We start from the raw sequence: 25,189 nt of genomic DNA, 5'->3' as shown, positions 1-25,189 counted from the left end.
ATGCCGAGCTTCTCCTCGTGGCCCCGCTCGGTGAAATCGCGCAGCCGGTACTTTCCCTTCTTGTTCTCGACCAGGGCGTGGCGTCCGGCCGAGAGGCCCTTCGGGCCGTCGAGTTCCACGTGCTGCCCGTAGGTGAAGACGATCGCCTCGCCCGCGTCCATCTCGGCCGCCCTATAGGCGTAGCGCCAGAGCACATAGAAGCGGCTCGGCCCGTCCACGGCGGCCACACCGCTTCCCGGCATCCCGAAGATCTTCTCCAGCAGCGTCTCGAGGACAACCCCCTCCACCTCGGCGAGGAACTTCCCGGCCGGGACCTCCTCGCCGTTGGCGTACTCGACGCGGGAGAAGCGCGTGTAGGCTCGGAGGCCTGCTCCCACAGCGGCGATGACGAGGTCGGCGCCCGTTATCCCCATCTTCCAGAGAGAGTCCACGCGCTCGCGGACAATTGTCTCCAGCTCCGGGCGAACCTCGTCTTCGTAGGAGCCAAAGTAGCGCAAGCCTCTGGCTTGCGATTCTTCTGTCAAGGTGGAAGAAGCCTCTGGCTTGCCAGCGTCCGCAACCTTGCCAGCGTCCGCAACCGGGACGGTTGCGCTGCTCATGTCGCTCGCGCCACGTTTGCGTGCGACGAGGAAGATGCTTGAGGCGAGGGCGGCCGAATTCAGTGCCCTTAGCCGGTAGCCCTCGGTGTCCAGTGGCCAGGCCTCGGTCACGGTAAAGCCCGCCTGCCGCAGAGCATCGACGAGCGTGGACCACCCCAGAGTGGTCTTGTGGGCATAGACCACGACCATCGCGCCGCCGGGTTTGAGGACCCGGTTCGCCTCGGCAAAGGCCTGCGCCATCATCTGCTCGTAGGCGGCCCGGGCCTTCTCTTTGCTGCCGCCGTGCCGGACCGCATCCGCGACCGCTTCCTGCTTCTTGGGCGTCCCCTCAGTGGCGAAGTGTTCCGGATAAAGATGGCCGATGGTGCGCTTCAGCCAGACGTAGAAGAAGTCCGAGAGGTCGGCGTAGGGGACGTTGTCGTAGTAGGGCGGGTCGGTGACGACGGCGTCGAACGTGGCGCCGGGCCAGGGGAGCGCGGTGGCCGAGCCGCGGAGGACTAAAGCCGGTATCGCGATCAATTCAGAACTCGCGACTGCCCGCACAACACCGTCAACCGCCTCTTGGTAGGCCCCGGAAGCGTGTGCCAACGGGTTAGACTCGGCAAAATCCCACAACATCGGCAGTGCTTGCCGCCCGAAACACTGCACCGTCAGTATCTTTTTACTGTCCCAAGGACACAGACTGTTGGATCTCGTCGAAATCTTGTCCACCAAGACCCCCAAATATGTCCCCACCGCCTTCGCCCGCTCCGCGTCGAGGCCCGCCCGCGCCATCTCCGCCTGCGCGTCCCGCACCGCCGCGGCGAAAGTCAGCAGGCAGTGCAGCTGGCGGGGGGTGAAGAGGTCGCCCCATGTTCGCACGCCGTAAGGTCGAACCGTGATCCCTAAAGAGTTGTCGCGGCAATCCAATGCCAGATTAGCAATCGGCTCGTTGGGTACCGTCAGCCCGGTGCGCTCGCAGAGAGCCTCGATGCGGTTTCGAATCGCGTCGTCGTCGGGCCGGAATGGCGGGTAATCATCCGCTGAGAGATACGTCTTCCCCCTCTGGCCCGGGCGGGTGCACACGAGGGCCATCATCTGCTTGCCCATGCGACCTTGCCAGCCTTCCTCTTTCACGTAGTCGATATCGGCCACCGTGCCGCAGAAAGGGCAGGTGGCGTTGCCGCCCTTCGAAAACGCCGCCGGGTCGAAGCCGAGCCCCTTTTCGGTCGCGCTCTCCACCACCTCGAAGCGCACACGCTTCTCATTCTTCGGCGTGATCATGCGCAGCGCCACATAGCGGTCCTTCTTCTTGCAGAGCCAGGTCTGCCGCACGAGCGGCGCCGTCGCCCCGCACGCCGGGTTCTTGCACCGCACCGTGCGCGTCCAGAGGTAGGCAACCGGCACGAGAAAGCCGGGCGGGACGTCCTCCTTGGCTTGCCACATGTCCGCCTGCCGGAGCGGCTCGGCCCCCTTCGCTGGCGGATCGGGGACTGGCGGATACAGGTCGCCGATCTCCGCCTTGACCTTCTTCAGCACCCATTCGCCCCAGTAGCGGACCTCATCGGCGAGGCCGCCCCAGGCGGTCTCGCCCCTCGCGTTCTTCGGGCCGGTCATGCCTCGCGCGTCCGGATCGGCCTTCCCATATTTCTGCGGGTAGACCAGCGTGCAGAGTTCGATGATGTGCGCGACGGGGTTCAGATCGAGCGCATAGGCCTCGCAGCCGAGCCGCAGCGCCTCGAGCGGGATCGCGCCGCCGCCCGCGAACATGTCCAGCACCCTGGGTCTCGGCGCGCGCCCTCCGGCGATGTCCTCGACCGTCACCCGCCTGCCGGTTTCCCTCGACAGCCGCTCCGCATGGGCCTCGAGGATGTGCTTCTGAGCCTCGGCGATGGCCTGCGGCGAGCCCGGGTACTGGCAGAGCCGCTCCACGAACTTCGCCGCGTTCGCGCGGCCGAGGCTCTCCCGCTTCTCCTCGGGCCCGTTCGCCGGGCGGAACCGGCTCGCCGGGACCAGCGCCCCGTACACCGCTGCCCGGGAGGCCACCAGAGGCCGCCGCGCCCACCATAGGTGCAGCGTCGAAATGTGCCCCCTGCGGACGGACTTTTCCCGCGAGGCCTCCGCGCTGATGGCCTCGATGGGCAGATAGTCCTCGATGAGCCTGCGGTCGTTCATTAAGACATTCCCCAGTCTCAATAATAGAACTCTGGTCTCGGGATCACCCTATCGCGAGCCCACTGGATAAGAGCCGATGATTGGGTAATCACCGTCACAGCTTCGATTAGGTTATTGGCTGCTTGTTGGTTGTAAACCGCTATGCTGTTTATGAGTTCCCTCGTAATCATGTCGGGTACGAGGACCTCCGCGCACTTGCGTCTTTTGTACTCTTTGCTGAAGCAATTAGGCGTGTTCAGGATTCCCCAGTCTAAATGCGTCAGTGCGCCCGTCCCCTCGTAGAACCGGGTCTCACTGGATGCCGCGTTACCATCAGTTGTCCACACGCCAGGCAACTGGAGTATCAGTCGAGCGTCGAACAGAAAGAATACTAAATCCTGCTGCGGCAACCGACGGTCCCGGATAGTCACCACATATTGCATGGGCGTATGTGTGACCCAATAGAGCGGCACGTAATCGTGCAGGGACCTGTGGCCGACAAGACGTCCGTGCCTGCGCGCGTTGACAAAGGGATGTGCAATAGAGCCACTGACCTTGGCGAGCTCAGGGTGTGATCTTAGCGTGTTAAATGACATAATGCCGTATTGCGCAATGTAAGGCGCATTCAGCATCGGGGCCATGTAGAATAAGTTGCTTCCATCAAACATCGAGTAAGGCCTCCTCGCTCACTGGCAGGTCGGCGCTCGGCTTTACCTTCAGCCAGCTCAGCATGCTGAGGATTCGAATAGTGGCCGCCACGTCTGTCTCTTCGAGGGGGGGATGCCTCTTCTGCTTCCACATCATCACTTCGACCAGCACATCCGATTCGCTGGGCGTACTCGTCGTCTTGGAAGTGAGCTCCTTTGCCACAAAGTACACCGTCGCCGCCAGCTCCGCCTGTTGAGTGCGCATCCGCATGAACAGGTCCGCGATGGCCTCAATCGCGTCCTTCCACGTCGCTAGCTCGCTGTTGTAGGCCCGGCATGCATCCTTGAACGTCGGGCCGGGCTTGACGGTGAACATCTGTCCGAGGCGCTCTTCGCGGATGAGCCCGTTGTTGATGAGTCGAGTGATCAAAGCCTTAAGCTCCGGCGCATAGGGACCGTAGCTACCACGTCGGTACGAAAGCCCTGTAGGGATCCCCAACTCAGTAGCAAAGTATGCGATCTTCTGGAACGAAGTCCTCCCAATGGGGTAGTGATAGCGTTCCCGCTCAATCTCATCCAAAATCTTCACAAGTGCCACCCAGGCTGACTTCATACGGCTTTCTGGATGGCCATCAGGTGGGGCTTCCACGGGCGTCTGCTCAAGAAAGGTAGGTTGTAATTCCTCGTGGGGAGTCCCATGCGGGGCGTATAGCTCGACGGGAATGTTCAGACGCTTAAGGTGCCGGTATAGCGTTGGACCTACTACATGCCATTCAAGCTGGCCCTGTCCGCATCCAAGCGGCGGAACCGCCAGGGATGTAATCCCCCACTTCCTATAATGGCGCTCCAGGTAACGGAGCCCACGCACGATGTCCTGAAGTCTTGAGACCGACCGCCAGTGATCTTTCGTGGGAAAGTTCAGTATCCACGGCGGCAAAAGCCGCCGATAAAGGTAAGGCTGCCCAAGCTTGACCTGACCAGCCTCGCAGCGTCGCACATAGTCGTCGTACATGTCCGGGAATCGCTTCTTAAATTCGAGTGCAATCCCCTTGCCCATGACGCCAACGGTGTTGACCGTGTTTACCAAGGTCTGCGCCCTGGACTGAAAGATGTCACCAATGACAACCTTTACCATCCTTCCCTCCCTACCTGAAGAACATGTTAGCATTGAGGATCAGGTTGATTCCAGTATTCAGGCCATTCATGCGGTTCATAGCCTCTGGGCACGACACGTATGCACCCAGAATGAACCTCGGACCTACCCTGTCGGGAACCAGGACCTCGGCGCACTTGGCCGATTTCTTGCGGAAGTACTGGATCGGATCCTGGTCGCGCCAATCGTCTGCGAAAGTCAAATCGCGGTCCACGATGCTCAACCCGGCTGGCGCCGCTGCAAAGCGGACGTAGTTGCTCGACGCATTTGCGTCCGTCACGACTGTCCCAGGGAGGTCCAACACGTCGGTGCTGACTCGCAGCACGCACAAGTCCAGATGTTGTCCTCGAAGCTTGTAGAGCATCGGGTTCCTGGCGCAGATGTAGAGGTTGACGTACTCGTGCAATCTCCGCCCCCCGGGCACAGCCACCTTTGCCCTCCGGTCTTGAACTTCCTGCATCGCTACCGAAGTGTGCGCAACTTTGGAGCACATCTTGTTCGACAAAATGCCGAGGCGAAGGATTGAGGGCACGTTGTTCATGTGCGCGATGTAGTGCAATTCGCTCAACTCTTGGCGTGTCACGATCTATGCTCCCCATTTCTGAGCCTCAACTGTGCTTTCGATTGCCTCCGCCGGAATCTCGAAAAACCGGGCAGCGACGATCTCGCGCTTGGCATGGTCCAGCCGCGCCGCCGGGTTCTGGATGCGCACGAGCTCGGGCTCCGGCCCCAGCGGGTCCCACACCACATAGAGCCAGTAGGTGTCGGCCAACTGTTGTGCTTTATACCATTCGTTGGTGGTCAGCCGCACGGCCTGGCCGCGCGCCCGGCCCTTGACCTCGACGCGCTTGACCAGGACCTCGCCGGTCGCCGGGTCTGCAATGCGATGCGCACGGATGTCAAAGCCGAGCTTCAGGTGTCCGACGCGCTCGATGCGGTCCTCGGGGAAACCCTCCTCCTTGAGCGCGGCCACGACCAGGTCCTCGGCGGCGAGCTCGCTTTTCCTCCGCATGTCGGGGTCCGGCTCGTCCAAAAGATCCGCAAGCTGAAGTTCCGTTTCGACGCCGGGCGCCAAGACGATGGCTGTGGCAATGTGACGCACGGGTCCGGTGCGGGCCACTTCGAGCTTGCCGAGACCGTTTAGGCGTTCCTGCCGCTGCCGCTGAAGCTCGTCCACGTACTTGCGGGCTTCATCCGCTGCCAGCTTGAACTCTGGCTTCGCCGATGCTTCCGCCAGAAGGGACATGGCGCGCTCCTGGGCGCGCTTGATCCGGGCGTCGAAAGACCGCTCCAGATATTCGCGGCAAATGCGGGCAAACTGCTGCCGCTCGTGCTGGCAACGAGCGCGGCATTCGAGCTGGTAGGTGCTCTTCAGGTAGTCGGACGCTGCCTGGATGGCCACGGGCTCGACCGCGGATGGGGGATTCGGGTGCGGCGGCAGATTGAGCAGGATGTCGGCCGGTACGATCTCGAACTGCCCGTGCTGTTCACGGACGGCCACCAGCTCGCCGTGCAGCGGGACGTCGTTGCCCTTCGAATCCTTGCCGCGAATGGTGATCTCGAAGAAGTGAAGCCGAAACGGCTCGGTCGCCATCGGGTCCACGTAGAACCCGATCCCTCCTTGGAGCGGCGACAGCTTCTCGTTAAGCTTCTCGTCGAGCGCCGCGTAGAGGGGATGACCGGGCCCCATGAGGACGGCGTCCAGATGCGCAGACTGCTCAAGGTGGTGCTTGTGGAACGTGACCTTGCGATACGAAGGATCGGCCTTGCCCAGCCGCTGGACCGACCGGAGGCGCTCACTGCGCAGGTCAGCCAGGACGTGCTCGATGCGCCAGAGGCCGTCTGCCCTCGGCTCCACGCGAAGGCCGATCTCCTTGGCTGCCGCGATGAACTGCGTCTCCACGTAACGGGGCATCAGCCGCTTCTCCTCCACCTCCAGGTTGCGGCGCTGAAAGCCCGTGAAGTCGACGTGGCTCCTCGCCAACGCGATGCCCGTGGCCTCCTCGTATTCCTTGAGCTTTCCCGGATCAATGCGGTCGATCTGGTCCAGGTACTCGTCGAGCCGGCGTGGATCGTAGGCCGCTTCCCGCAGCATGTCGGGGAGGTTGACGTCGTTCAGTGACAAGACCTCGCCGATCACGTCGAACACACGTCCCTCGAGAGCCTCGTTCATCCTGTCCAGCTTCTCAAGGAGACGATGCAGGATGCGCCCCTCGACGATGGGTTGACCGTCTTCGGAGTCGGTAGCCACGAAGTTAAAGGCGTAGACGTCCCTGTCCTGGCCGATGCGGTGGATGCGGCCGAGGCGTTGCTCCAGGCGCGTGGGATTCCACGGCATGTCGTAGTTGATCATGAGGTGGCAGAACTGGAGGTTGATGCCTTCGCCCGCCGCCTCCGTCGCCACACAAATTTGGGCTGCTGTTCGGAATCGCTCCTGCGCCCACTTCCGCTCGTGCGGGTTCATCCCACCGTGGATTTCGCATGTGGTGTAGCCCCAGCGCTCCAGGTGATCGCGCACGTAGGTGAGCGTATCACGGTGCTCGGTGAAGAGCAGCAGTTTCCCTCGTCCGTCCTTGAGTTCGATGAACTGCGCTTGGCCGAGGCACTTCTTCAAAGCGGCCAACTTGGAGTCGCTCGCCAGTTCGCGCACCCTGCGGGCCTGCTCGACAAGATCTTTGAGGAGGGATATCTCCGCGCGAAGTTGTTCGAGTTCCTGCGCCCCTGTGTACTCGTCGACGAGCCGATCGCGGACCTCCTCATCGAGGTCGTCCTCTTCCTGCTCGGCGTCGGGTAGACGTCCTTGGAGAGCGGCGAGGCACTTGGCACGCTGGGCCGGAGAAAGTCCCTCCAGTTCGTCCAGCAGGTCCTGCTGCTTCTTGAGGCGCCGCTTCAGGGATTCGTGAATGGCGCAGGTAGAACTCACCAGGCGGCGCTGGAGGACGGTGCGGGTGAGCGCCGCCGACGACCTGCGTTGTCCCGTCTGCTGAGGGATGAACTGGTTGATGTAAGCCGTGACCGCCTTGTAGAGCGCGTACTCCTCGCTGTTGAGGTGGAACGTCACGGTCCGTGCGTGCCGGTCGGGAAACAGGCGGTTGCCGTTCAGGTCCTTAAGGTCTTCCTTGAGACGGCGCAAACACCACGGTGAGTTCTTGCCAAGTCTCAGCACCTCTCTTCGAATCGCGGTTGCCTCCCTGGCCAAACGATGCGGCTCGGGGAAGAGATCCGGGTCTACCAGGCGAACAAAGTGGGCGAACCGATCTTCGTCCCCGTGGTGCGGGGTGGCGGTGAGCAGCAGCACGTGGTCAGCCGACTCGGACAGGCGCTTGGCCAACTGGTACCGCTTGGTCTCCGCCACCTCGTCGCTGCGTCCCGAGGAGGATTTGGTGTACGCCGAGCACTTGTGCGCCTCATCCAGTACGACGAGGTCCCAGTGCTGCTGCCAAACGCGCTCGCGGACACCGTCCTGTTTTGCGTAATCGATGGAGCAGATGACCTGCGAGGAGCGCTGCCACGGGTTCGTGAGCTGCTGTTGGTCCACGGCGGAGAAGATGATGTCGAAGGACTCCCCGAACCACCGCAGCATTTCGTCCTGCCACTGAATCGTGAGCGGGGCCGGACAGAGGATGAGAACGCGCTCGATGGCCTCTCGCAGCTTGAGCTCCTTGATCAGCAGGCCGGCCATGATCGTCTTGCCCGCCCCCGGGTCGTCGGCGAGGAGAAAGCGGAGACGAGGCTGCGGTAACATGGCCTGGTAGACGGCCTCGATCTGATGAGGGAGGGTACGGATGCCGGAGAGGCTCACAGCGAACTGGCGGTCGTGGGCGTAGGCCAGGCGAATCCGCGCGGACTCGATCAAGAGTCGGAGTCGTTCCGCATCAGCGGGTTTGATCGCGGTCGGCGTTTCCTGGTCCGTGCCGAACAGCGTGGCCGCTTCAGCAGGCGAAATGACCGCCTCCTCGAGAGTGCCGTCGGGCAGCCGGACCCGGCATTCGTAACCCGCGGAACCATCCCCACCGAGCGCCCTCACGTCCTCGAGCAAAACAGGGACGTCGAAGTGCCCTGGCAAAAGAATCTGCCGCCCGACCTGCGTTAAAAAGTTATTCACGGCCATTCGCGCTACGAGGGCGGATATGTTATCGCTGACATTGAACCATTGGCAAGGACGAAGCCCTCGATGCAGAACGAACTGAGGTCCCTCACCGATGGACATTAACGATCAGCCAATGCTTGCAGCGACCACCGAGCTGTGAACTGATACCACCACCGACGGTGAGCAACCATTATCTGAGGCCGTTATTTTTCCAGCATTTCGTTCTCCGTTTGTCGCAAGGCGCGGTAGCGCGCGCCAATCTGTTGCCAATCTTCATACATCAGCCGCTTCTTTTGCTTGATCTGCCACGCGTGACCGTACAGCGCGCTGGCCGGATTGAACGTCAGAAATACCGGCACACGCTGACCCCGAATCAGCGTCTCGTACCAACCCCGCACCTGTTCGAGCTTCCCGTTGATGCCCAGAAAATAGATCATCGGCAACCGACCCATCGCAACGACCAACTGTGGATTGATCAGAGCAATTTGTTGATGCAATCGCTCACGACAGGCGACGATTTCTGCGGCGCGCGGGGAGCGATCTTCCGGCGCGCGACACAGTACCATGTTTGTGATGTAAACATCAGCCGGCGGAATCTCGACACGCGGCGCCGTCAGAATCCGATGCAGCAAATCGCCCGATGGCCCGGAAAAAGGCACGCCTGTTAAATCATCTTGCCGACCAGGACGCTCAGCCAACAGCAGCACACGCGCCTGCGGATGGCCAATGCCAAACACAATCTGCTGGCGCGAACGCCATAACTCGCAGCGACGACATTCACGATATTCATCATGCAGTTTGGTCAGACCGTCCATCACCAGATCGTTGATGGCTCGCGCATCGGGCGCTCGCGAAAGTAGCCTTTATAAAGCGTGATCGTCGGACAGCGTTCATTCTCAAACACGACGGTCACCAGATCATAACGGTAAGGAGCATCGTCAAGGTGTAGCAGTCGCCGATAAGCGCGCGCCGCGCGCGAGAGCGTTCGCTGCTTGGGGCGATCCAAAGCCGATGCCGCCGTGGCGACCGTCTCCTGCGAGCGCGTCTTGACTTCAACAAAGACCAACGTCTCACCATCATACGCCACGATGTCAATCTCGCCGGTGATCACGACGTTGCGGCGATTGCGTCCGAGCGGGACAGAGAAGTTTTGCGCGACAATTCGGTAACCCTCGCGATGCTTCAAGTATTCAACAGCGAACCGCTCGCCGCGCTGGCCTAACGTCAGGTGAGCCGGCTGCTGCGTCATGCTTGCTCGACTCATGCACCGCAGCGTAGCATCAACCTGACCACCTGTCCACTGCTGCAACCGGCAGAGCGGAGTTGCTACAGCAGCATGCAACCTCAATGTGAAAGTTTCAAAGAGGGCATTCAGAAGGTATTCACGTTGGCGGTGACGAGGCGAGAAAAACGAGATAGTAAGGGGTTGCCAACGGATGAAACATGCCAACGGATCTTCTATCTGCTGGAACCTTTCATCCGTTGGCGAAAATGTTGGGAAGGTTCGGCCATGTGTGAGGGCACGCCACCACTCATGAAAATGGCTCACAGGCGGGACGCCTGCGTCACATTCCCACAGGTGAGAAACACTACCGTTCATGCACAGATGCACCGATGCCCTATTTGACTTTTCTGTGCTCTTCCACTAGCCTGTCGCATTCTGTTTGAGCCTGTAAAGATGTAGATCATTATGCCCAAGCACGAGTCGGCTGCGCTGACTGAGCCAACACCTGCTCCTGACTCTTCTGCCATGTTCACAGCGCCGGTTCAATTGCCGCCGGTGCAAAGAAAATTGGTAACGCTCGGCGTCATCACAGGACTTTTCCTCGGCGCCTTGGAAGGGACAGTCGTCGGCACAGCGATGCCGACTGTGGTCGCGCGGCTGGGTGGCATTGACATCTATTCGTGGGTGTTTTCGATCTATCTGCTGACCTCCACAGTGACGATGCCTGTTTGGGGCAAGCTTTCCGATTTGTACGGTCGGCGGCGATTTTATTTGATCGGCATCGGATTGTTTATGCTCGGTTCAGCGCTGTCGGGGCAAGCAAGCTCGATGGTCGAGTTGATCACCTGCCGGGCCATTCAAGGGCTGGGCGCCGGCGCGCTTGTGCCGCTGGGCTTGACGATCATCGGCGATATTTACTCATTGGCTGAGCGGTCACGCATGCAAGGTTTGTTCAGCGGCGTGTGGGGTGTAGCCAGTTTGATCGGACCGCTCGTTGGTGGATTGATCACGGAACATATTTCTTGGCGCTGGGTGTTCTACATCAACGTTCCATTTGGTCTAGCGGCTGCCACGATCATCGGCCTGACATTGAAGGAGCCGCCCATCGGAAAGCAAGCGCGGCTTGACATCAAAGGCGTCATCAGCTTTGCCGCCTCGATGACGCTGCTGCTGTTGGCGATGATGAAAGGCGGTCGTGGCGAAAGCTGGAACTCGCCGGCTATTCTCAGCATGTTCCTGGCGAGCGCCGTGGCGCTCGTCTTATTCATCGTCTGGGAACGCGCGGCGCAAGAGCCGATCATTCCACTGACGTTGCTGCAGGAAAACCGCTTGTTTTTTGCTGGCTCACTCAACGGGTTTCTCGCCGGCATGGCCATGTTTGGAACGATGTCGTTTATTCCACTGTATGTGCAAGGCGTCCTCGGCACAAGCGCCACCAAAGCCGGCGTGGTGCTCATTCCACTGACATTTGGATGGACCACGTTTTCCATCATCAGCAGTCGGCTGTTGCTCAGGGTGGGATATCGTCCGCTGGTGATCACCGGCATGATTTCACTGGTGGCGGGTTTCCTGTTGCTGGTACGGCTTAATCCGACGACGCCGTGGGCGTTGATTTGCGCCGACGTGTTTCTCATCGGCGTCGGCATGGGACTCTCGGTGGTGACGATGACCATCGCCGTGCAAAATTCTGTGCCGCGTCACTACATGGGCATCGCCACCTCAGCGATCACGTTTTTCCGCATCATCGGCGGCATGATCGCTGTGGCCATCATGGGCACGGTCATGATCCATCGCCTGCGGGCCTATCAGGCGACGTTGTCTTCAGTGCCAACAATCCATTCGGGGGACATCGCGCGGCTGCTCGAACACCCCGATGCACTCATTGATCCACTGGCCCGTGCTCACCTCTCTCAGCCCGTGCTGACAGCCGTTCAGTCAGCGTTAGCCGATGCGCTGGGTGGCGTCTTCTGGGTTGGCTTGATTGTTTCGCTACTGGCCTTCCTCAGCGCCTTTCTTGTACCCAAAGGCAAAGCTCACGAACTGGCCATCAAGCGCGAGGCCGTCGCGCCCGCCGGTGAGTGAGGGCGCAGAGAAGGGAGATACACGGCCACGTCGTCACGGTCTCAATAATCAACTGTTCCGCCGCTGAGTGAGGGCGCAGAGCAGGAAGATACACACCCCCCTCATCGGTTGCCTTCGATGGCTTCCTGGCTCAATGCTTCTTGCTTCCTGAGCAAGCGTTGATAGTCATCCCACGTGTTCATATTGTCAATGACCGCCTCGGTCTGGACGGGTAGTTTGAGCACGTCATCCCAGTGACGATAGATCAGCTCACGTAAACCAGCTTGAGGATTGACGGCGAGTATCTCGTCGCGATAGGCGAGGTCAATCACAATCGGATGACCACTGCGGCCCTGAAATTCGGGAACAACGATCTTTTTGTCCGCGCTGCGATAAGCATCCATGATCTCATCCATGATGCTGGAGGGGACCAGCGGTTGATCAACCAAAGCGATCATCACCGCCTGCGTCTCTGGCGGCAACCGGCGCACACCGGCCTTGACGGAGCTACTCATGCCTTGTCGGTAGTCTGGATTGATGACGCGCGTGACCGGCAGTGATTCAAGGCGCTGCCCAATCTCGTCAGCGCGGTGTCCCAGCACAACCATGACGTGATCCGCCTTCGAGGCCAAGAGCGCATCGAGGCACGTTTCAATCACGGTCTTGCTGCCGAATGGCAAGAGCTGTTTGAGTTGTCCCATGCGGCGCGACTCGCCGGCAGCGAGCAAAATGGCTGTGATCATGGCTGCCCTTTCTGGTCATTTTGGTTGGTCCAGTCGCCGAATGCGACCATCGGTCTGAGGCGCAATCGTGCCTTTGGCGGCGATGGCATCGCTCAGGATGGCAAAGTCAACTTGCGCGGCTTCGGGCGCAATCAGGTACGGCATCCCACGCAACATGGTATAGCCATCGCCGCCGGCGGCCACGAACGAGCTCGTGGCCAGCGTATAGGTTTTTGCGTTGTCGAGCGGTTCTCCATTGATCGTCACATCCACCACGCGCGAGCCGGGCGGCCGCCTGCCGTCGAACGTAAACCGCAAGCCAGAAACCTGCGGGAAAAGCCCTGCCTCAATCGCTTCGGCCACGCGACTGACGCCATGCTCCAGCGCAGCACGCAACGTTGCACCGGTAACTTGGATTTTAACGATAGGGTTTTCAAACGGCAGAATTGAGCGCACATCGCGTTTGGTGATCGGGCCAGGTCCGTAGGTCGTGTTCGAGCGAATCGAGCCGCCGTTGACCAACGCCGCATCAGCGCCGGCGTAGGCGCGAAATGCGTCGGCGATGAAATTGCCGAGGTTGGTCTCCCGCGAGCGATTGGTCTGCTGCCGCGCGTCCAGCTCGACCGTTGTGGTGCCAACGACTTTGTCCAATTCGACACTCAATTTGTTCTCATACTCATTGATCACGGCGGCGACCGCGGCATCTTCTGCCACATCGGCGGTGACCGGGATGATTTGCCAATCCATGCTCAGTAGCTTACCGCTACGAGCATGAATGTGCAGGTCCACGCGACCCAGCAGGCGCGCATCTGACCACATCTTGAAGATCGGCGTGCGTCCCGAAAGCGATTGCAGCAGCGTGTGCTCGTGCCCACCCAGAATCAGATCAATTTGCGGCACCATGCGCGCCAGTCGTTTATCTTGCTCCATGCTCATGTGTGTCAATGCCACGATGACAGTTGCGCCCCGCGCGCGCAACTGGCGCACCATCTGACGAGCCGTCAGATATGGATCGTAGAACGCCACATCAGGACCAGGATTGGATTGGAATTTGGTTTCAGGCAAGCACAATCCAAAAATGCCGATCTTGATGCCTTCAAACTGACGAATGACAAACGCTGCCGCGCCGCCAAACGGTCTTTTCGCCCTTTTATCAATGACGTTTGCGCCCAGCCACACGAACCGTGATTCTTTGATGCGTTGGTGCAACACGTCATCGCCGAAGTCGAACTCGTGGTTGCCGAAGACGGCATAATCCAGTCCCACGGCATTCCACGCGGCGATCATTTGTTGACCGCGAAAGATGCTGGAGGCGACCGATGGCGAAATCGTATCGCCGCCCAGCAGCAGCAGTGTGTGGGGCGACTCGGCCATGATCGTGCGACGCAACGTGGCAATCCGCGCCAAACCGCCGCGCGCACCCTGGTCCACTGGCGCGGCTTGATAGACGTCGTTCACGTGCAACAACGTGACACGCACCACAGGCTCCGGCGTGGTCTGCGCCTGAGCCGGCGGTGGCATGCACGCCAAGCCGACACAGAAGACCCAGAGGATAAGAATCCATCTGATGGGCCGCGTTTTGATGTTCATCTGCGCGTCTTCGGGGCCGTCACGTTCTTACGGAAAGATGCCCAGCTCCATGTACGAAACAGCGATCTTGTTGATGACGTTGACGAATGCCGCTGTGCGCAGGTCAGGGATGCCTTTGGTTTGCAGCATTTCGTCGCGGATCGTTTCGTAGGCTGTGATCATTGTTTCTTCGAGGCCGGAATTGACCAGATCAATTTCATCCGCGCCGTGCGTGATCAACTTGCGTTCTTCGGGCGTCAGGCTCTTGCCGGTGACGCGCTCCAGCGCGTTGGCGATGGCCAAGTTAGTGGCTTCCTCAAACCGTTTGCTCAACCGACCGAATCGAACATGACTCAGATTCTTCAACCATTCAAAGTAGGAGACGGTCACGCCACCAGCATTGAGGTATATATCTGGAATGATCATGATGCCCCGCTCACTGAGAATCTCCTCAGCGCCTATGGTCGTTGGTCCGTTGGCGGCTTCGGCCACAATCTTGGCTTTGATCCGTGGCGCATTTTCTTCGGTGATTTGTCGTTCCAATGCAGCCGGCACGAGGATGTCGCATTCATATTCCAGCGCATCGGAATTCTTGGCAAAATTCTTGGCGCCGGGGAAATTCAAAATGGTCTGCGCTTCGCGACGGTGCTTCTGCACCTCATCTACATCTAGCCCGTCGGGATTGTAGATAGCGCCATCATATTCGGCTAGCGCCACAATGATGCCGCCGGCCTCTTGAAGGAATTTCGCAGCATGATAGCCGACGTTGCCCAGACCTTGAACGACGATGCGCTTGCCAGCAATGCCCGGCGTGAGGCCGATTTTTTTCATGTCCTCGGTATGACTCATCGCCGTGCGTATGCCGAAGAACACGCCGCGACCGGTGGCTTCATTGCGACCACGCACGCCGCCCTGCGCAATCGGTTTACCGGTGACGCAGGCGGACGCGTCAATCTGACCAGGATTGAGAGCCGAATAGGTATCCAGAATCCAGGCCATCTCGCGTGGCCCCGTGCCATAATCGGGCGCCGGCACGTCCACGCCCGGCCCAATGAAATTCTTCTTTGCCAACTCAGCCGTGTAGCGCCGCGTGATCCGCTCCAACTGATCCACCGTGTAGTTGCGTGGTTCGATTTTCACGCCGCCTTTAGCGCCACCATAGGGTAGATCAACAATCGCGCATTTGTAGGTCATCAACGCCGCCAGCGCTTTAACCTCATCTTCATTGACCATCTCGCTGTAACGGATGCCACCTTTGACCGGCAGCTTATGATGGCTATGCTCAACGCGATATGCTTCGATGATTTCAATGCTGCCATCCTCTTTCTTCAGAGGAAACTTGAAACGGTAAACACTGTTGCAATACTTGATTTGCTCCAGCAGCCCCGGCGGATGTGATGTAAACCGAGCTGCTTTGTCGAAAAATGCCTGAACAGTTTCATAGAATGTCAATTCTCGCTTTGCCATAAGCCTCCTCTTGTGAATGTGGCACGGGCATGCCTGCCTGTGCCACATGTTCATTCTTCGTGGCGAATAATCGCATAGGGGTGATTCCTCTTGAAAAATCGAACGCCGATGACACGGACGTGCAGATTAACGCCGATTACCCGTCGGCGAGCATCCGTTCGGCCCGCAGCACCTGCGTTCTGCTCATGTTCATCGTTTGTGGCGTAGGCACACATGGGCGACTTCTGCGATCCTCAATCGCGCTTCGGTCGGTAGATGTGTGTGCTGTGTCCATAAAATGCATCAGCCGCTTCCATGATTGTTTCCGAGAGCGTCGGATGGGGATGAATCGTCAATCCGATGTCGGCGGCCAGTGCGCCCATTTCAATGGCCAGTGCGCCTTCGGAAATCAGTTCGCCGGCGCCCGGCCCTGTGATGCCAACGCCCAACACCAACTCGGAGTCTGGATCAATGATTAATTTGGTCACGCCTTCTTGCCGATCTAACGTCAACGCCCGGCCTGAAGCCGCCCACGGGAAGCGGACGACTTTGACCGCGCGTCCCTCCTGCTTGGCTTGTGTTTCGGTCAGACCGCACCAGGCGATTTCCGGATCGGTAAACACGACGGCCGGGATGGCCATCGGCTCGAAGAGCACACGACGCCCGGAAATCGCTTCAGCAGCCACGCGCCCTTCATGAGTGGCTTTATGCGCGAGCATCGGCTCGCCGACAACATCGCCGATGGCGTAGATGCTCGGCTCTGCCGTCCGACGTTGCCCATCAACGCGAATAAAACCGCGCTCATCAATCTGCACGTTGGTGCGTTCTAGGCCAAGGCCGTCGGAATTTGGCTTGCGCCCGACCGAGACCAGCACCTTGTCGAAGACTTGTTCTGGCTCGGTCACGTCGGCGCCCTGGAACCTGACGCGGATGCCTTTCTTTTCTTCCTTCATCTCAACCACAGTGGTGTTGAGCATGATGGACTTGAAAATGCCTTGCAAGCGTTTGGCCAACGGGTTGACCAAATCGCGGTCAGCGCCAGGCAGCAGCCCCGGCATCATCTCGACAACCGACACCTCCGTGCCCAATGCAGCATAGACCGTACCCAGTTCCAACCCGATGTAGCCGCCGCCGATGACCAGCATCGTTTTGGGAATGTCGGGTAAGTCCAGAGCGACGGTGGAATCCATCACCCGAGGACTTTCCAGTGAAAGATTCGGTATCGTCGCCGGCCGCGAGCCGGTGGCCACAATCGCGTGCTCGAATTTCAGCCGCTGCTGAGCGCCGTTTGTGTCCACCTGGAGCGTATGTGCATCCAGGAATGTAGCGCGGCCCTGGATGAACGTCACACGCCGTTGCTTGGAGAGTTGACCTAAACCGCCTGTCAGCTTCTGGACGACGCTGTTTTTCCAGGCGCGCAGCTTGTCCAGATCAATGCTGGGTTTGCCGAACTCAATGCCCCAATGCGCTGCCTCCTGCGCCTCAGTCAACACCCGCGCAGCATGCAATAAGGCTTTCGAGGGAATGCACCCACGATACAAACAGACGCCGCCAGGATTCACTTCCAAATCAACCAGCGTGACCTGCAACCCCAAATCAGCCGCCATAAATGCCGCTGCATAACCGCCCGGTCCACCACCGACAACTACCACTTGCGTTGAATGTGTTTGTTCACTCATCGTTCAAACCTATCCTTCCTCTCGATGTCATCATTCACAACTCAGAGCCGAGTCATCATTCACAACTCAGAGCCGATTGACCATCCCCATCATTTCCGCCGCATCTGTGCATCTGCTGATATATTCACATTGCCGAGGGCCACTCAGCGACCCACCCTCAATCGCCCATTAGCTCCGGGCTCATCCCTCCAACATCAATACAAATGGTTGCTCCAGGGCTTCCGCAATCCAGCGCAGGAATCGCGCTGCGTCAGCGCCGTCAATCAACCGGTGATCGTACGAGAGCGACAGCGGGAGCATCAGCCGTGGCTCAAACTGCCCGTTGATGTAGACTGGTTGCATACGCGCGCGCGCAACGCCAAGAATGGCTACTTCCGGTTCATTCACAATCGGGGTAAACGCCGTGCCGCCGATACCCCCCAGGTTGGTGATTGTGAAGGTGCCGCCCTGCATCTCCTCAAGTGTCGTCTTCTTGGTTCTGGCGCGTTCTGCGGCGGCAGCCAATTCAACCGATAATTCGATCACATTCTTGCGGTCAACATCGCGGATGACCGGCACGAGCAGTCCCCGGTCTGTATCCACCGCGACGCCGATGTGAATGTACTTCTTGTAGACAATCGTCTGGTGGGACATATCCAGACTCGCATTAAACTGCGGAAAGAGCTTCAACGCCGAGGCCACCACCTTCATCAAGATGGCCGTCACGGTCAGTTTACCGCCGGCTGCTTGCGCCCTGGCGGCGAACTGCTGACGGAGCTGTTCCAACTGTGTAATGTCAGCTTGATCGTGCTGGGTCACATGTGGGATGTTGGCCCAAGCGGACGCCATGTGTTCAGCCGTTTTGCGGCGAACGCTACTCATCGGCACGCGTTCGATTTCACCCCACCGCGAATGCTCGGGTACAGCGCTGAGCGTCGGTGCGCCAACAGGACGCAGCAGGCCGCCGCCCGTCATCAGTTGTCGCACATATTGTTTGACATCTTCGACGGTGATTTGACCGGCTGGCCCTGACCCGGTCACCTGATTGATGTCTACGCCGAGTTCACGTGCCAATCGGCGCACCGATGGTGCTGCCGGCGCCGGTTCGGGCCGCGCCTCAGCCGATGCTTCTACGCGCGGCACCAGTGAGACCACGTTCGCTTCCGCCGGCGCACGGGTCGGTTCGGGTGGCAACGGGCGCGGCGGCGCTGTCGGTATGCGTTCTTCAGTGACGACCGTTGAAGGCCGCGCGCGCTTGCCGACCGATTGTTCCGTTTCAACCGGCACTGGTTCTGGCGCTTGTTTGACCACCTCAGCCACCGCCGTCGGTCGCGCCGACGTCGGCTCAACGGTTAGGATGAGCTGACCCACAGTGGCTTTCTCTCCTTCTTTGACGAAAAGCTGCGTGACAACGCCGCTAACGCCGGAGGGCACTTCGATGACCGCTTTGTCAGTTTCCAGCTCCAACACTGGCTGGTCTTTGACAATCTTGTCGCCAACCGAGACCAACAGCTTGGTGACCACGCCAGAATCAATGTTTTCGCCGAGTTCCGGTAATTTGAATTCGCTTGCCATCATGGTTCTTGGTCATTGGTCGTTCGTCATTGGTGTCCGTTGGCTGCCTGCCGGTGGTGAACAGATGACCAATGACGCATCAGGATTATGAAATCATCGGGTCAGCCTTCTCCGGATTGATCTCCATCTCAGTGATCGCTTGTTGAACGACCTCTGGTTTGAGTTTGTTTTCGCGCATCAATTCCGACAATGTGGCCAGCGTGATGAATCGCGCATCCACCTCAAAGAAGTCGCGTAGCGCGCGGCGACTATCGCTGCGCCCGTAGCCGTCCGTGCCCAGGCACAGCGGCGGTTTGGGCGTCCACCGCGCGATGGAACCGGGCAAGGCTTTGACATAATCGGTGGCAGCAACAATCACGCCGGGTTCATTAGCCAAACACTGCGTGATATACGGCACGCGAGGCGGCTGGCCAGGATGGAGCATATTCCAACGTTCAACCGCTTGCCCGTTGCGATAGAGTTCTTTGTAACTGGTCACGCTCCAAACGTCGGCGGCGACGCCGTATCGCTCAAGCATCTGTTGGGCTTTCACCACCTCGTTTAAGATGGCCCCACTGCCCAGCAGTTGAGCACGCAACGGCGCGGCTGGGTTGGCCGTCGGCTTGAATTTATACATGCCTTTGAGAATGCCATCGCGCACGCCTTCTGGCATCGGCGGCTGCGGATAATTCTCATTCATGATGGTCAGGTAGTAAAAGATGTCTTCCCGCTCAACGTACATGCGGCGAATGCCATCTTGGATAATCACGGCCAGCTCGTAGGCATAGGCCGGATCATAAGCGATCAGGTTCGGAACCGGATAAGCAAGCAAGTGACTGTTGCCGTCCTGATGCTGCAATCCTTCGCCAGCCAGCGTTGTGCGTCCCGATGTGCCGCCGACTAAAAACCCTTTGCATCGCATGTCGCCGGCTGCCCAGACCAAGTCGCCGATGCGTTGCAATCCGAACATCGAATAGTAAACGAAGAAGGGAATCATGTTGATGCCATGCGTGGCATAGGCCGTGCCGGCCGCGATGAACGACGACATGGAACCCGCTTCCGTGATGCCTTCTTCGAGAATCTGCCCGTCTTTTGACTCGCGATAGTAAAGCAGTGTGTCAGCATCAACCGGTTCGTACAACTGGCCGACGTGCGAGTAGATGCCGACCTGCCGAAACAACGCTTCCATGCCAAATGTGCGCGCTTCGTCTGGCACAATCGGAACAATCAGCTTGCCGATTTGCGGATCACGAAGCAACTTGGAAAGAATTCGCACGAAGACCATCGTGGTGGAGACTTCGCGCCCCTCAGTGCCGGCGTAAAACTCATGAAAGATCTCTTCCGATGGCATCGGCAGCGGCTCACAGGTGACCACCCGCGAGGGCAGATACCCGCCGAGCCGAGCGCGGCACTCGCGCAGGTATTTCATCTCCGGCGTGTCGTCGTCCGGTCGGTAAAACGGCGCGTTGGCGACATCCTCGTCGGAAATAGGGATGCCGAAGCGCGAGCGAAATTCGCGCAGTTCTTCTTCGTTCAATTTTTTCTGCTGGTGTGTGATGTTTTTACCTTCGCCGCTCTCGCCCAGTCCGTAGCCTTTGATCGTCTTGGCCAGAATGACGGTTGGCGCGCCCTTGTGCTCGACGGCAGCTTTGTAAGCAGCATAGACCTTCTCTGGGTCATGACCGCCACGGCGCAGCTTGCGCAGTTGTTCATCCGAGTAATTCTTGACCATCTCGGCCAATCGTGGGTCTGCGCCAAAGAAATGCTGGCGAATATAGCTGCCGGGAGCGACGGTGTATTTTTGATATTCGCCGTCCACCACCTCACCCATGCGTTTGACCAGCACGCCGTCTTTATCTTTGGCCAGCAGCGGGTCCCAATCATCTCCCCAGATCACTTTGATCACGTTCCAACCGGCGCCACGGAAGGCGGCTTCCAGCTCCTGAATGATCTTGCCATTGCCGCGCACTGGCCCGTCGAGTCGTTGCAGATTACAGTTGATGACGAAAATCAGATTGTCCAGTTTTTCCCGCGCGGCCAGCGTGATGGCGCCGAGCGATTCCGGCTCGTCGGTTTCTCCATCGCCGAGAAACGCCCAGATTTTCTGATGGGATGTTTTCTTCAATCCGCGATCTTCCAGATAGCGATTGAAGCGCGCTTGATAGATCGCCATGATCGGGGCCAGTCCCATTGAGACGGTGGGCACTTGCCAAAAATTCGGCATCAACCAAGGGTGTGGATAGGACGACAGTCCGCCGCCCGGCTTCAGCTCATTGCGGAAGTTCTCCAGTTGCTCGGTGGTCAATCGCCCTTCCAAATAAGCGCGCGCATAGATGCCCGGCGAAGCGTGGCCTTGAAAGTAGATCAGGTCGCCATCGTGATCTTCTCCCGGACCGCGAAAGAAATGATTGAATCCCACTTCGTACAACGTGGCCGCTGAAGCATAGGTCGAAATATGCCCGCCGATGCCGCTCTCTTCGCGGTTGGCGCGCACGACCATAGCCATCGCATTCCAACGGATGATGCTCTTGATGCGTCGTTCGATTTCGCGATTGCCGGGAAATGGAGGTTGCTTCTCTACCGGAATAGTGTTGATGTAGGGTGTATTAGCGGTGAATGGTAACTCGACGCCAGCTTGTTGGGCATGAAACTGCAGTTGCTGGATCAGCCGCTTGACCCGTTCCGGCCCGCTGTGTTGCAGCACGTAATCGAGCGACTCAATCCATTCCTGCGTTTCAAATGCTTCGATCTCTGAAGCGTCAGCTACATCCGTGTCTACTTCCTCCCGACGATTGATTCCCTTAACCATAAGATTTGACTCCTCGCTTGAAGGCCCCAATTGTATTGCCCTCATCAGGGTTTGTCCATTGCGCAAGTCGTTGGCTCTGGCACCGGCGCGGAAGCGTGCAAGCGCTCGGTGGCACCCGACTGGCGGCGGACTGTTGCTGGCTCACGACGCAACGTCCAAGCTCAATCAGCATGCCGGAAACATCTGCTTAAAAATTGACCTGATCTATGTTAAAATGCCGGCTCCCAATCGGGTCAATCTAACGGTGGGAGCAGGAGTCATGAGAAAACAGACAGTGATTGGCAAGGTGGTAGTGGCTATTGTGGCAGCGTGTTTGCTGATGGTGACGTTGTGGTGGTTACCAACCGTGTTGTTTCCTTGGGCATCCAGCGCCGATTTCGCATTGACCACTGGCGACGGGCTGAGCATCACGCTCGATGGCAGCGGCGCGGTCAAATCAGTGCGCCTCGGCGCCAGTGAGCTGGCCACTGGCCTGGGTGGATTTCGATTGCGGGAAGTCTCCCGCACGATCATCAATCGCGCACCGAATCCAGGATTTGAACAAGGATCGAACGCGCCAATGGACTGGACATTTGGCGGACCCGATTGGCTCTGGGATTCCAGCACCTATCGGAGCGGACGTCGCTCGGTTCGTTTGGTCGTGCCGCCGCCGGTAGATCAACTGAGTAGCAATTTGAGGTCTTCCACCTTTCCGCTGCTGCCGGACACATCGTATGACTTCAGCGTGTGGGTGCGTGCGCAAGATGTGGGCGGCTCATTTGAACCAGCGATTCGCTTCGTGGAGCTGGATGCCGCCGGCAACGTGCTGCGCGGGGAAAACAATCGCATCCTCCAACATGCGCTCGACATTCCTCACGGCACGTATGAGTGGCGACAACTGCGCCGCGTGTTTCGTACCCGCAGCGATTGTCGTCAAGGGTACATCTACGCCAATATCTTCTATGGCTACGGCACGCTCTGGCTTGATGATGTCAACTTGAGCGCCTCGCTCGGCGAAAACCCTGAGATCGCGCTCAGTGGCACGGTCACGCAGCCCGCAGCCAATGTGCTCGTTCATCGCGCCAACATGGCCAACGTCGGCCTGAACTTCACGGCCACATACACAGCCCGTTCCAACCATCTGCGCATTGACGGTGAGATTCAAGACCGGCGAGGAGTTGATCGTGGCATGCAAATCTCCTTCACCGTGCCTATGGATGCTGTCGGATGGATTTGGGGTGATGACATTCGCAATGGGCGCACCGTGCGAGATGGCATTCGCTACGAAAACACGCAATTGCTTCCCTACGGCGGCACGGTTTCACGCTATCCGTTTTCAAGCTTGAGTGGCCCGTCCGGCGGTTTGTCACTCGCCGTGCCGATGGATGTGCCGCGCATTCAATTCACCACCTACGAAAAGGCGCGCGGATATCAAATGACGTTTGACTTGGCTGTCTCGCCGGCAACCACCAAGATTGGCCCCGGTCGGGCGACCTTCTCGTTGGTGCTCTACCGATATGATTCGCCCTGGAGCTTCCGCGCCGCCGCAGCCAAGTACTATGCTATCTTTCCACACTTTTTCACCAAGCGTGTTCAGCAGGAAGGCCTGTGGATTGGTGGCGTAGACCCTGCCAAGATTCCCAATGTGGAAGATTTTCGCTTCGCGTTTAACCAAGACGGGCAGTTGCATCTGCTGTCCGATAGCTTGCACAACATCCAGACATTTCAATATCTGGAGCCGTGGGGCTGGTGGCGATTTTTTAGCGTCAGTCCAGAAAAGCCCTCCTATCAAGAGCGCATGAACGCGCTGATACAGGATGCCACCTCAGGCAACGGCACATGGGAAGGCGCGCCGCTGCGGGAAGTCGCGCAGAGCGTCTTGAACACCGCGCCGTGGGATGCCGCCGGTCGGCATTATCTGGATGCCTCCGATCACTTCTGGCACTACTGGGGCGCCGGCATTGCCGGCTACTATCAAAATTATCCGACCAATCCTGACCCGGAGCTGCCCGGACCCAATCGCGGTCGCATTGCCTGGGACTATGAACTGGGGCGCACGTTAGCGAAAGCCGCTCAATTGAATTTCATTGATCATTGGACGTTCGGGCTGCAATGCCGCTGGGATTCCATTGGCCGCAGTGGCAGCCGTTCAGCCCAGATTGCCGTGCCCGCGCCAACAGACAAACCGTCGGGCTACTGGCAGAGCGAATCCATTTCGGTCACTCCCAACACGAGCTACACGCTGAGCGCGTGGGTCAAAGCTGAAGCGCTGGACGGCGTGGCTGGAGCTGGCTTCTTCGCCGTCGAACTGGACGGGCAAGGCGAACCGATCTTGCCCTGGACGCAACACGACATCACCGTGCCGCGCGGCACTTATAATTGGACACGGCGGTCGGTCAGCTTTGTCACAAGCCCGCGCACCCGACAGGTCTTCCTTTATGGCGCCATCTGGCAACGGAGCGTCGGCAAAGTCTGGTTCGATGATGTTGAACTGCGCGCCGCCGGCGCCAGCGCAAATCTGGCGCCAAATCCTAGCTTTGAACAGAATCGTCGCGGCAATACGACTGAGACCGACGTCGAAGGCGCATATCTGGATTCGCTGCATGTGCGCTGGGCTTGGTCAACGCTGGAAAACTATCGGCGCGAGCATCTGGCTGTCGCCGATCATCCACCAGTTTTTTCGTACGACACCAAGCAACCCGTCCTGCTGGGTTTCATGACACACTACGACTTCGTTGACTGGCTCTCCAATCAATTGCACGCGCAGAATCGTTTGCTGATGGGCAATGTCTTTTTCGACGCCTATAACTTCTTCGCTCATCATCTGGACGTGCTGGGCAGCGAAATCGCCGTCATTGACGACGACACGCGGGCTAATCTCCGACGAACGCTCTCCTATCAAAAGCCGAACTCGAACCTCATGCAATGGCACTTGTGGGAAGGCGGATCACGCCAACTGATGACGCGCAACGATGTCGAAGCCTACATCAAAGCCAGTCTCTTTTATGCGTTCTTCCCCAGCATCTTCGATGCCGGCATTGATGCCGATGGGCAGTCGCGCATCTATTGGCGCACGCCGGCGCTCTATGAACGCGACCGTGATCTGTTTCGCTATTACATTCCAATCATCCAGACGATTGCCCGCGCTGGCTGGGAGCCGGTCACACAGGCGTGGACGGATAATCATGCCGTGTGGGTCGAGCGCTACGGGCCGGAAGTCGTTGGCTCAAGCCGCTACGTCTACTTCACCGTGCGCAATGCGACGCGTTCAACTCAGAGCTATACCTTGACCATTGATTTCGGCGCGCTCGGCGCGAACCTAATGCCGTCATCAACACTGGTCGAGATTGTCTCCGGCGCCAGCACGCCGTTTGTCGTGAGCGGTGGACAACTTCGCACGACACAAACGATCCCCAGCGGCGACACTAAAGTCTTTCGACTGACGCTCAGTTTGTGAGCAGGCGCGCGGGCGCGTGCATAGGTCGTAGGAATTTGCGCCGGTGAGCGCGATTGCCACTGGCGACGAGCTGACGCGCAGACACAT

General features: G+C 58.8%; 15 protein-coding genes. 2 read left to right on the top strand and 13 right to left on the bottom strand.

Annotation, left to right across the window (positions count from 1 at the left end):
• From NZ823_05535 to NZ823_05505, 7 genes are all read right to left on the bottom strand, one after another.
• Nucleotides 1-2,753, bottom strand: a 2,753-nt coding sequence (locus tag NZ823_05535) for a DUF1156 domain-containing protein (GenBank protein MCS6804593.1), incomplete at its 3' end; no start/stop codon positions are given.
• Between the two features lie 17 nt (nucleotides 2,754-2,770).
• Complete coding sequence (locus NZ823_05530; protein MCS6804592.1) at nucleotides 2,771-3,400, bottom strand: DUF4433 domain-containing protein; 630 nt, start codon at nucleotides 3,398-3,400, stop codon at nucleotides 2,771-2,773.
• Nucleotides 3,393-4,514, bottom strand: a complete 1,122-nt coding sequence (locus tag NZ823_05525) for a macro domain-containing protein (protein MCS6804591.1) — start codon at nucleotides 4,512-4,514, stop codon at nucleotides 3,393-3,395. Before NZ823_05525 ends, NZ823_05530 begins: the two co-directional genes overlap by 8 nt.
• Nucleotides 4,515-4,524: 10 nt before the next feature.
• The gene (locus tag NZ823_05520; GenBank protein MCS6804590.1) at nucleotides 4,525-5,115 is read right to left on the bottom strand and encodes a DUF4433 domain-containing protein; all 591 of its coding nucleotides are present in this window, start codon (nucleotides 5,113-5,115) and stop codon (nucleotides 4,525-4,527) included.
• A 3-nt stretch (nucleotides 5,116-5,118) separates the two neighbouring features.
• Nucleotides 5,119-8,643, bottom strand: a complete 3,525-nt coding sequence (locus NZ823_05515; GenBank protein ID MCS6804589.1) for a helicase-related protein — start codon at nucleotides 8,641-8,643, stop codon at nucleotides 5,119-5,121.
• A gap of 182 nt (nucleotides 8,644-8,825) precedes the next feature.
• Complete coding sequence (locus tag NZ823_05510) at nucleotides 8,826-9,437, bottom strand: uracil-DNA glycosylase (protein MCS6804588.1); 612 nt, start codon at nucleotides 9,435-9,437, stop codon at nucleotides 8,826-8,828.
• Nucleotides 9,437-9,871 (bottom strand): YraN family protein, encoded by a 435-nt coding sequence (locus tag NZ823_05505; protein ID MCS6804587.1) that lies wholly within the window; start codon nucleotides 9,869-9,871, stop codon nucleotides 9,437-9,439. The genes NZ823_05510 and NZ823_05505 overlap by 1 nt, the downstream gene beginning before the upstream one ends.
• A gap of 441 nt (nucleotides 9,872-10,312) precedes the next feature.
• Here NZ823_05505 and NZ823_05500 point away from each other — a divergent pair, with 441 nt between their 5' ends.
• Nucleotides 10,313-11,929, top strand: a complete 1,617-nt coding sequence (locus NZ823_05500; GenBank protein MCS6804586.1) for an MFS transporter — start codon at nucleotides 10,313-10,315, stop codon at nucleotides 11,927-11,929.
• Nucleotides 11,930-12,030: 101 nt separating this feature from the next.
• On the opposite strand, the gene NZ823_05495 is transcribed toward NZ823_05500, so the two are convergent.
• The 6 genes from NZ823_05495 to aceE all read right to left on the bottom strand — a co-directional run bounded on the left by NZ823_05495 (nucleotide 12,031) and on the right by aceE (nucleotide 21,666).
• Complete coding sequence (locus tag NZ823_05495; protein MCS6804585.1) at nucleotides 12,031-12,651, bottom strand: nucleotidyltransferase family protein; 621 nt, start codon at nucleotides 12,649-12,651, stop codon at nucleotides 12,031-12,033.
• A 15-nt stretch (nucleotides 12,652-12,666) separates the two neighbouring features.
• Nucleotides 12,667-14,220 carry a 5'-nucleotidase C-terminal domain-containing protein gene (locus NZ823_05490; GenBank protein ID MCS6804584.1) on the bottom strand — a complete coding sequence of 518 codons (1,554 nt, stop codon included), beginning with the start codon at nucleotides 14,218-14,220 and terminating at the stop codon, nucleotides 12,667-12,669.
• A 27-nt stretch (nucleotides 14,221-14,247) separates the two neighbouring features.
• Nucleotides 14,248-15,666 (bottom strand): Glu/Leu/Phe/Val dehydrogenase, encoded by a 1,419-nt coding sequence (locus NZ823_05485; protein ID MCS6804583.1) that lies wholly within the window; start codon nucleotides 15,664-15,666, stop codon nucleotides 14,248-14,250.
• 233 nt (nucleotides 15,667-15,899) lie between these two features.
• Nucleotides 15,900-17,324 (bottom strand): dihydrolipoyl dehydrogenase, encoded by a 1,425-nt coding sequence (gene lpdA / locus NZ823_05480; protein MCS6804582.1) that lies wholly within the window; start codon nucleotides 17,322-17,324, stop codon nucleotides 15,900-15,902.
• 180 nt (nucleotides 17,325-17,504) lie between these two features.
• Nucleotides 17,505-18,878 carry a 2-oxo acid dehydrogenase subunit E2 gene (locus NZ823_05475; protein MCS6804581.1) on the bottom strand — a complete coding sequence of 458 codons (1,374 nt, stop codon included), beginning with the start codon at nucleotides 18,876-18,878 and terminating at the stop codon, nucleotides 17,505-17,507.
• 85 nt (nucleotides 18,879-18,963) lie between these two features.
• Nucleotides 18,964-21,666 carry a pyruvate dehydrogenase (acetyl-transferring), homodimeric type gene (gene aceE / locus NZ823_05470; GenBank protein ID MCS6804580.1) on the bottom strand — a complete coding sequence of 901 codons (2,703 nt, stop codon included), beginning with the start codon at nucleotides 21,664-21,666 and terminating at the stop codon, nucleotides 18,964-18,966.
• Nucleotides 21,667-21,925: 259 nt separating this feature from the next.
• Between aceE and NZ823_05465 the strand changes: the two genes are divergently transcribed.
• Nucleotides 21,926-25,102 carry a hypothetical protein gene (locus NZ823_05465; GenBank protein ID MCS6804579.1) on the top strand — a complete coding sequence of 1,059 codons (3,177 nt, stop codon included), beginning with the start codon at nucleotides 21,926-21,928 and terminating at the stop codon, nucleotides 25,100-25,102.
• The last annotated feature ends 87 nt before the right edge of the window (nucleotides 25,103-25,189 follow it).

Source organism: Blastocatellia bacterium (genome assembly GCA_025054955.1).
Lineage (GTDB): Bacteria > Acidobacteriota > Blastocatellia > HR10 > J050 > JANWZE01.
This window is presented reverse-complemented; position numbering and strand designations above follow the sequence as displayed.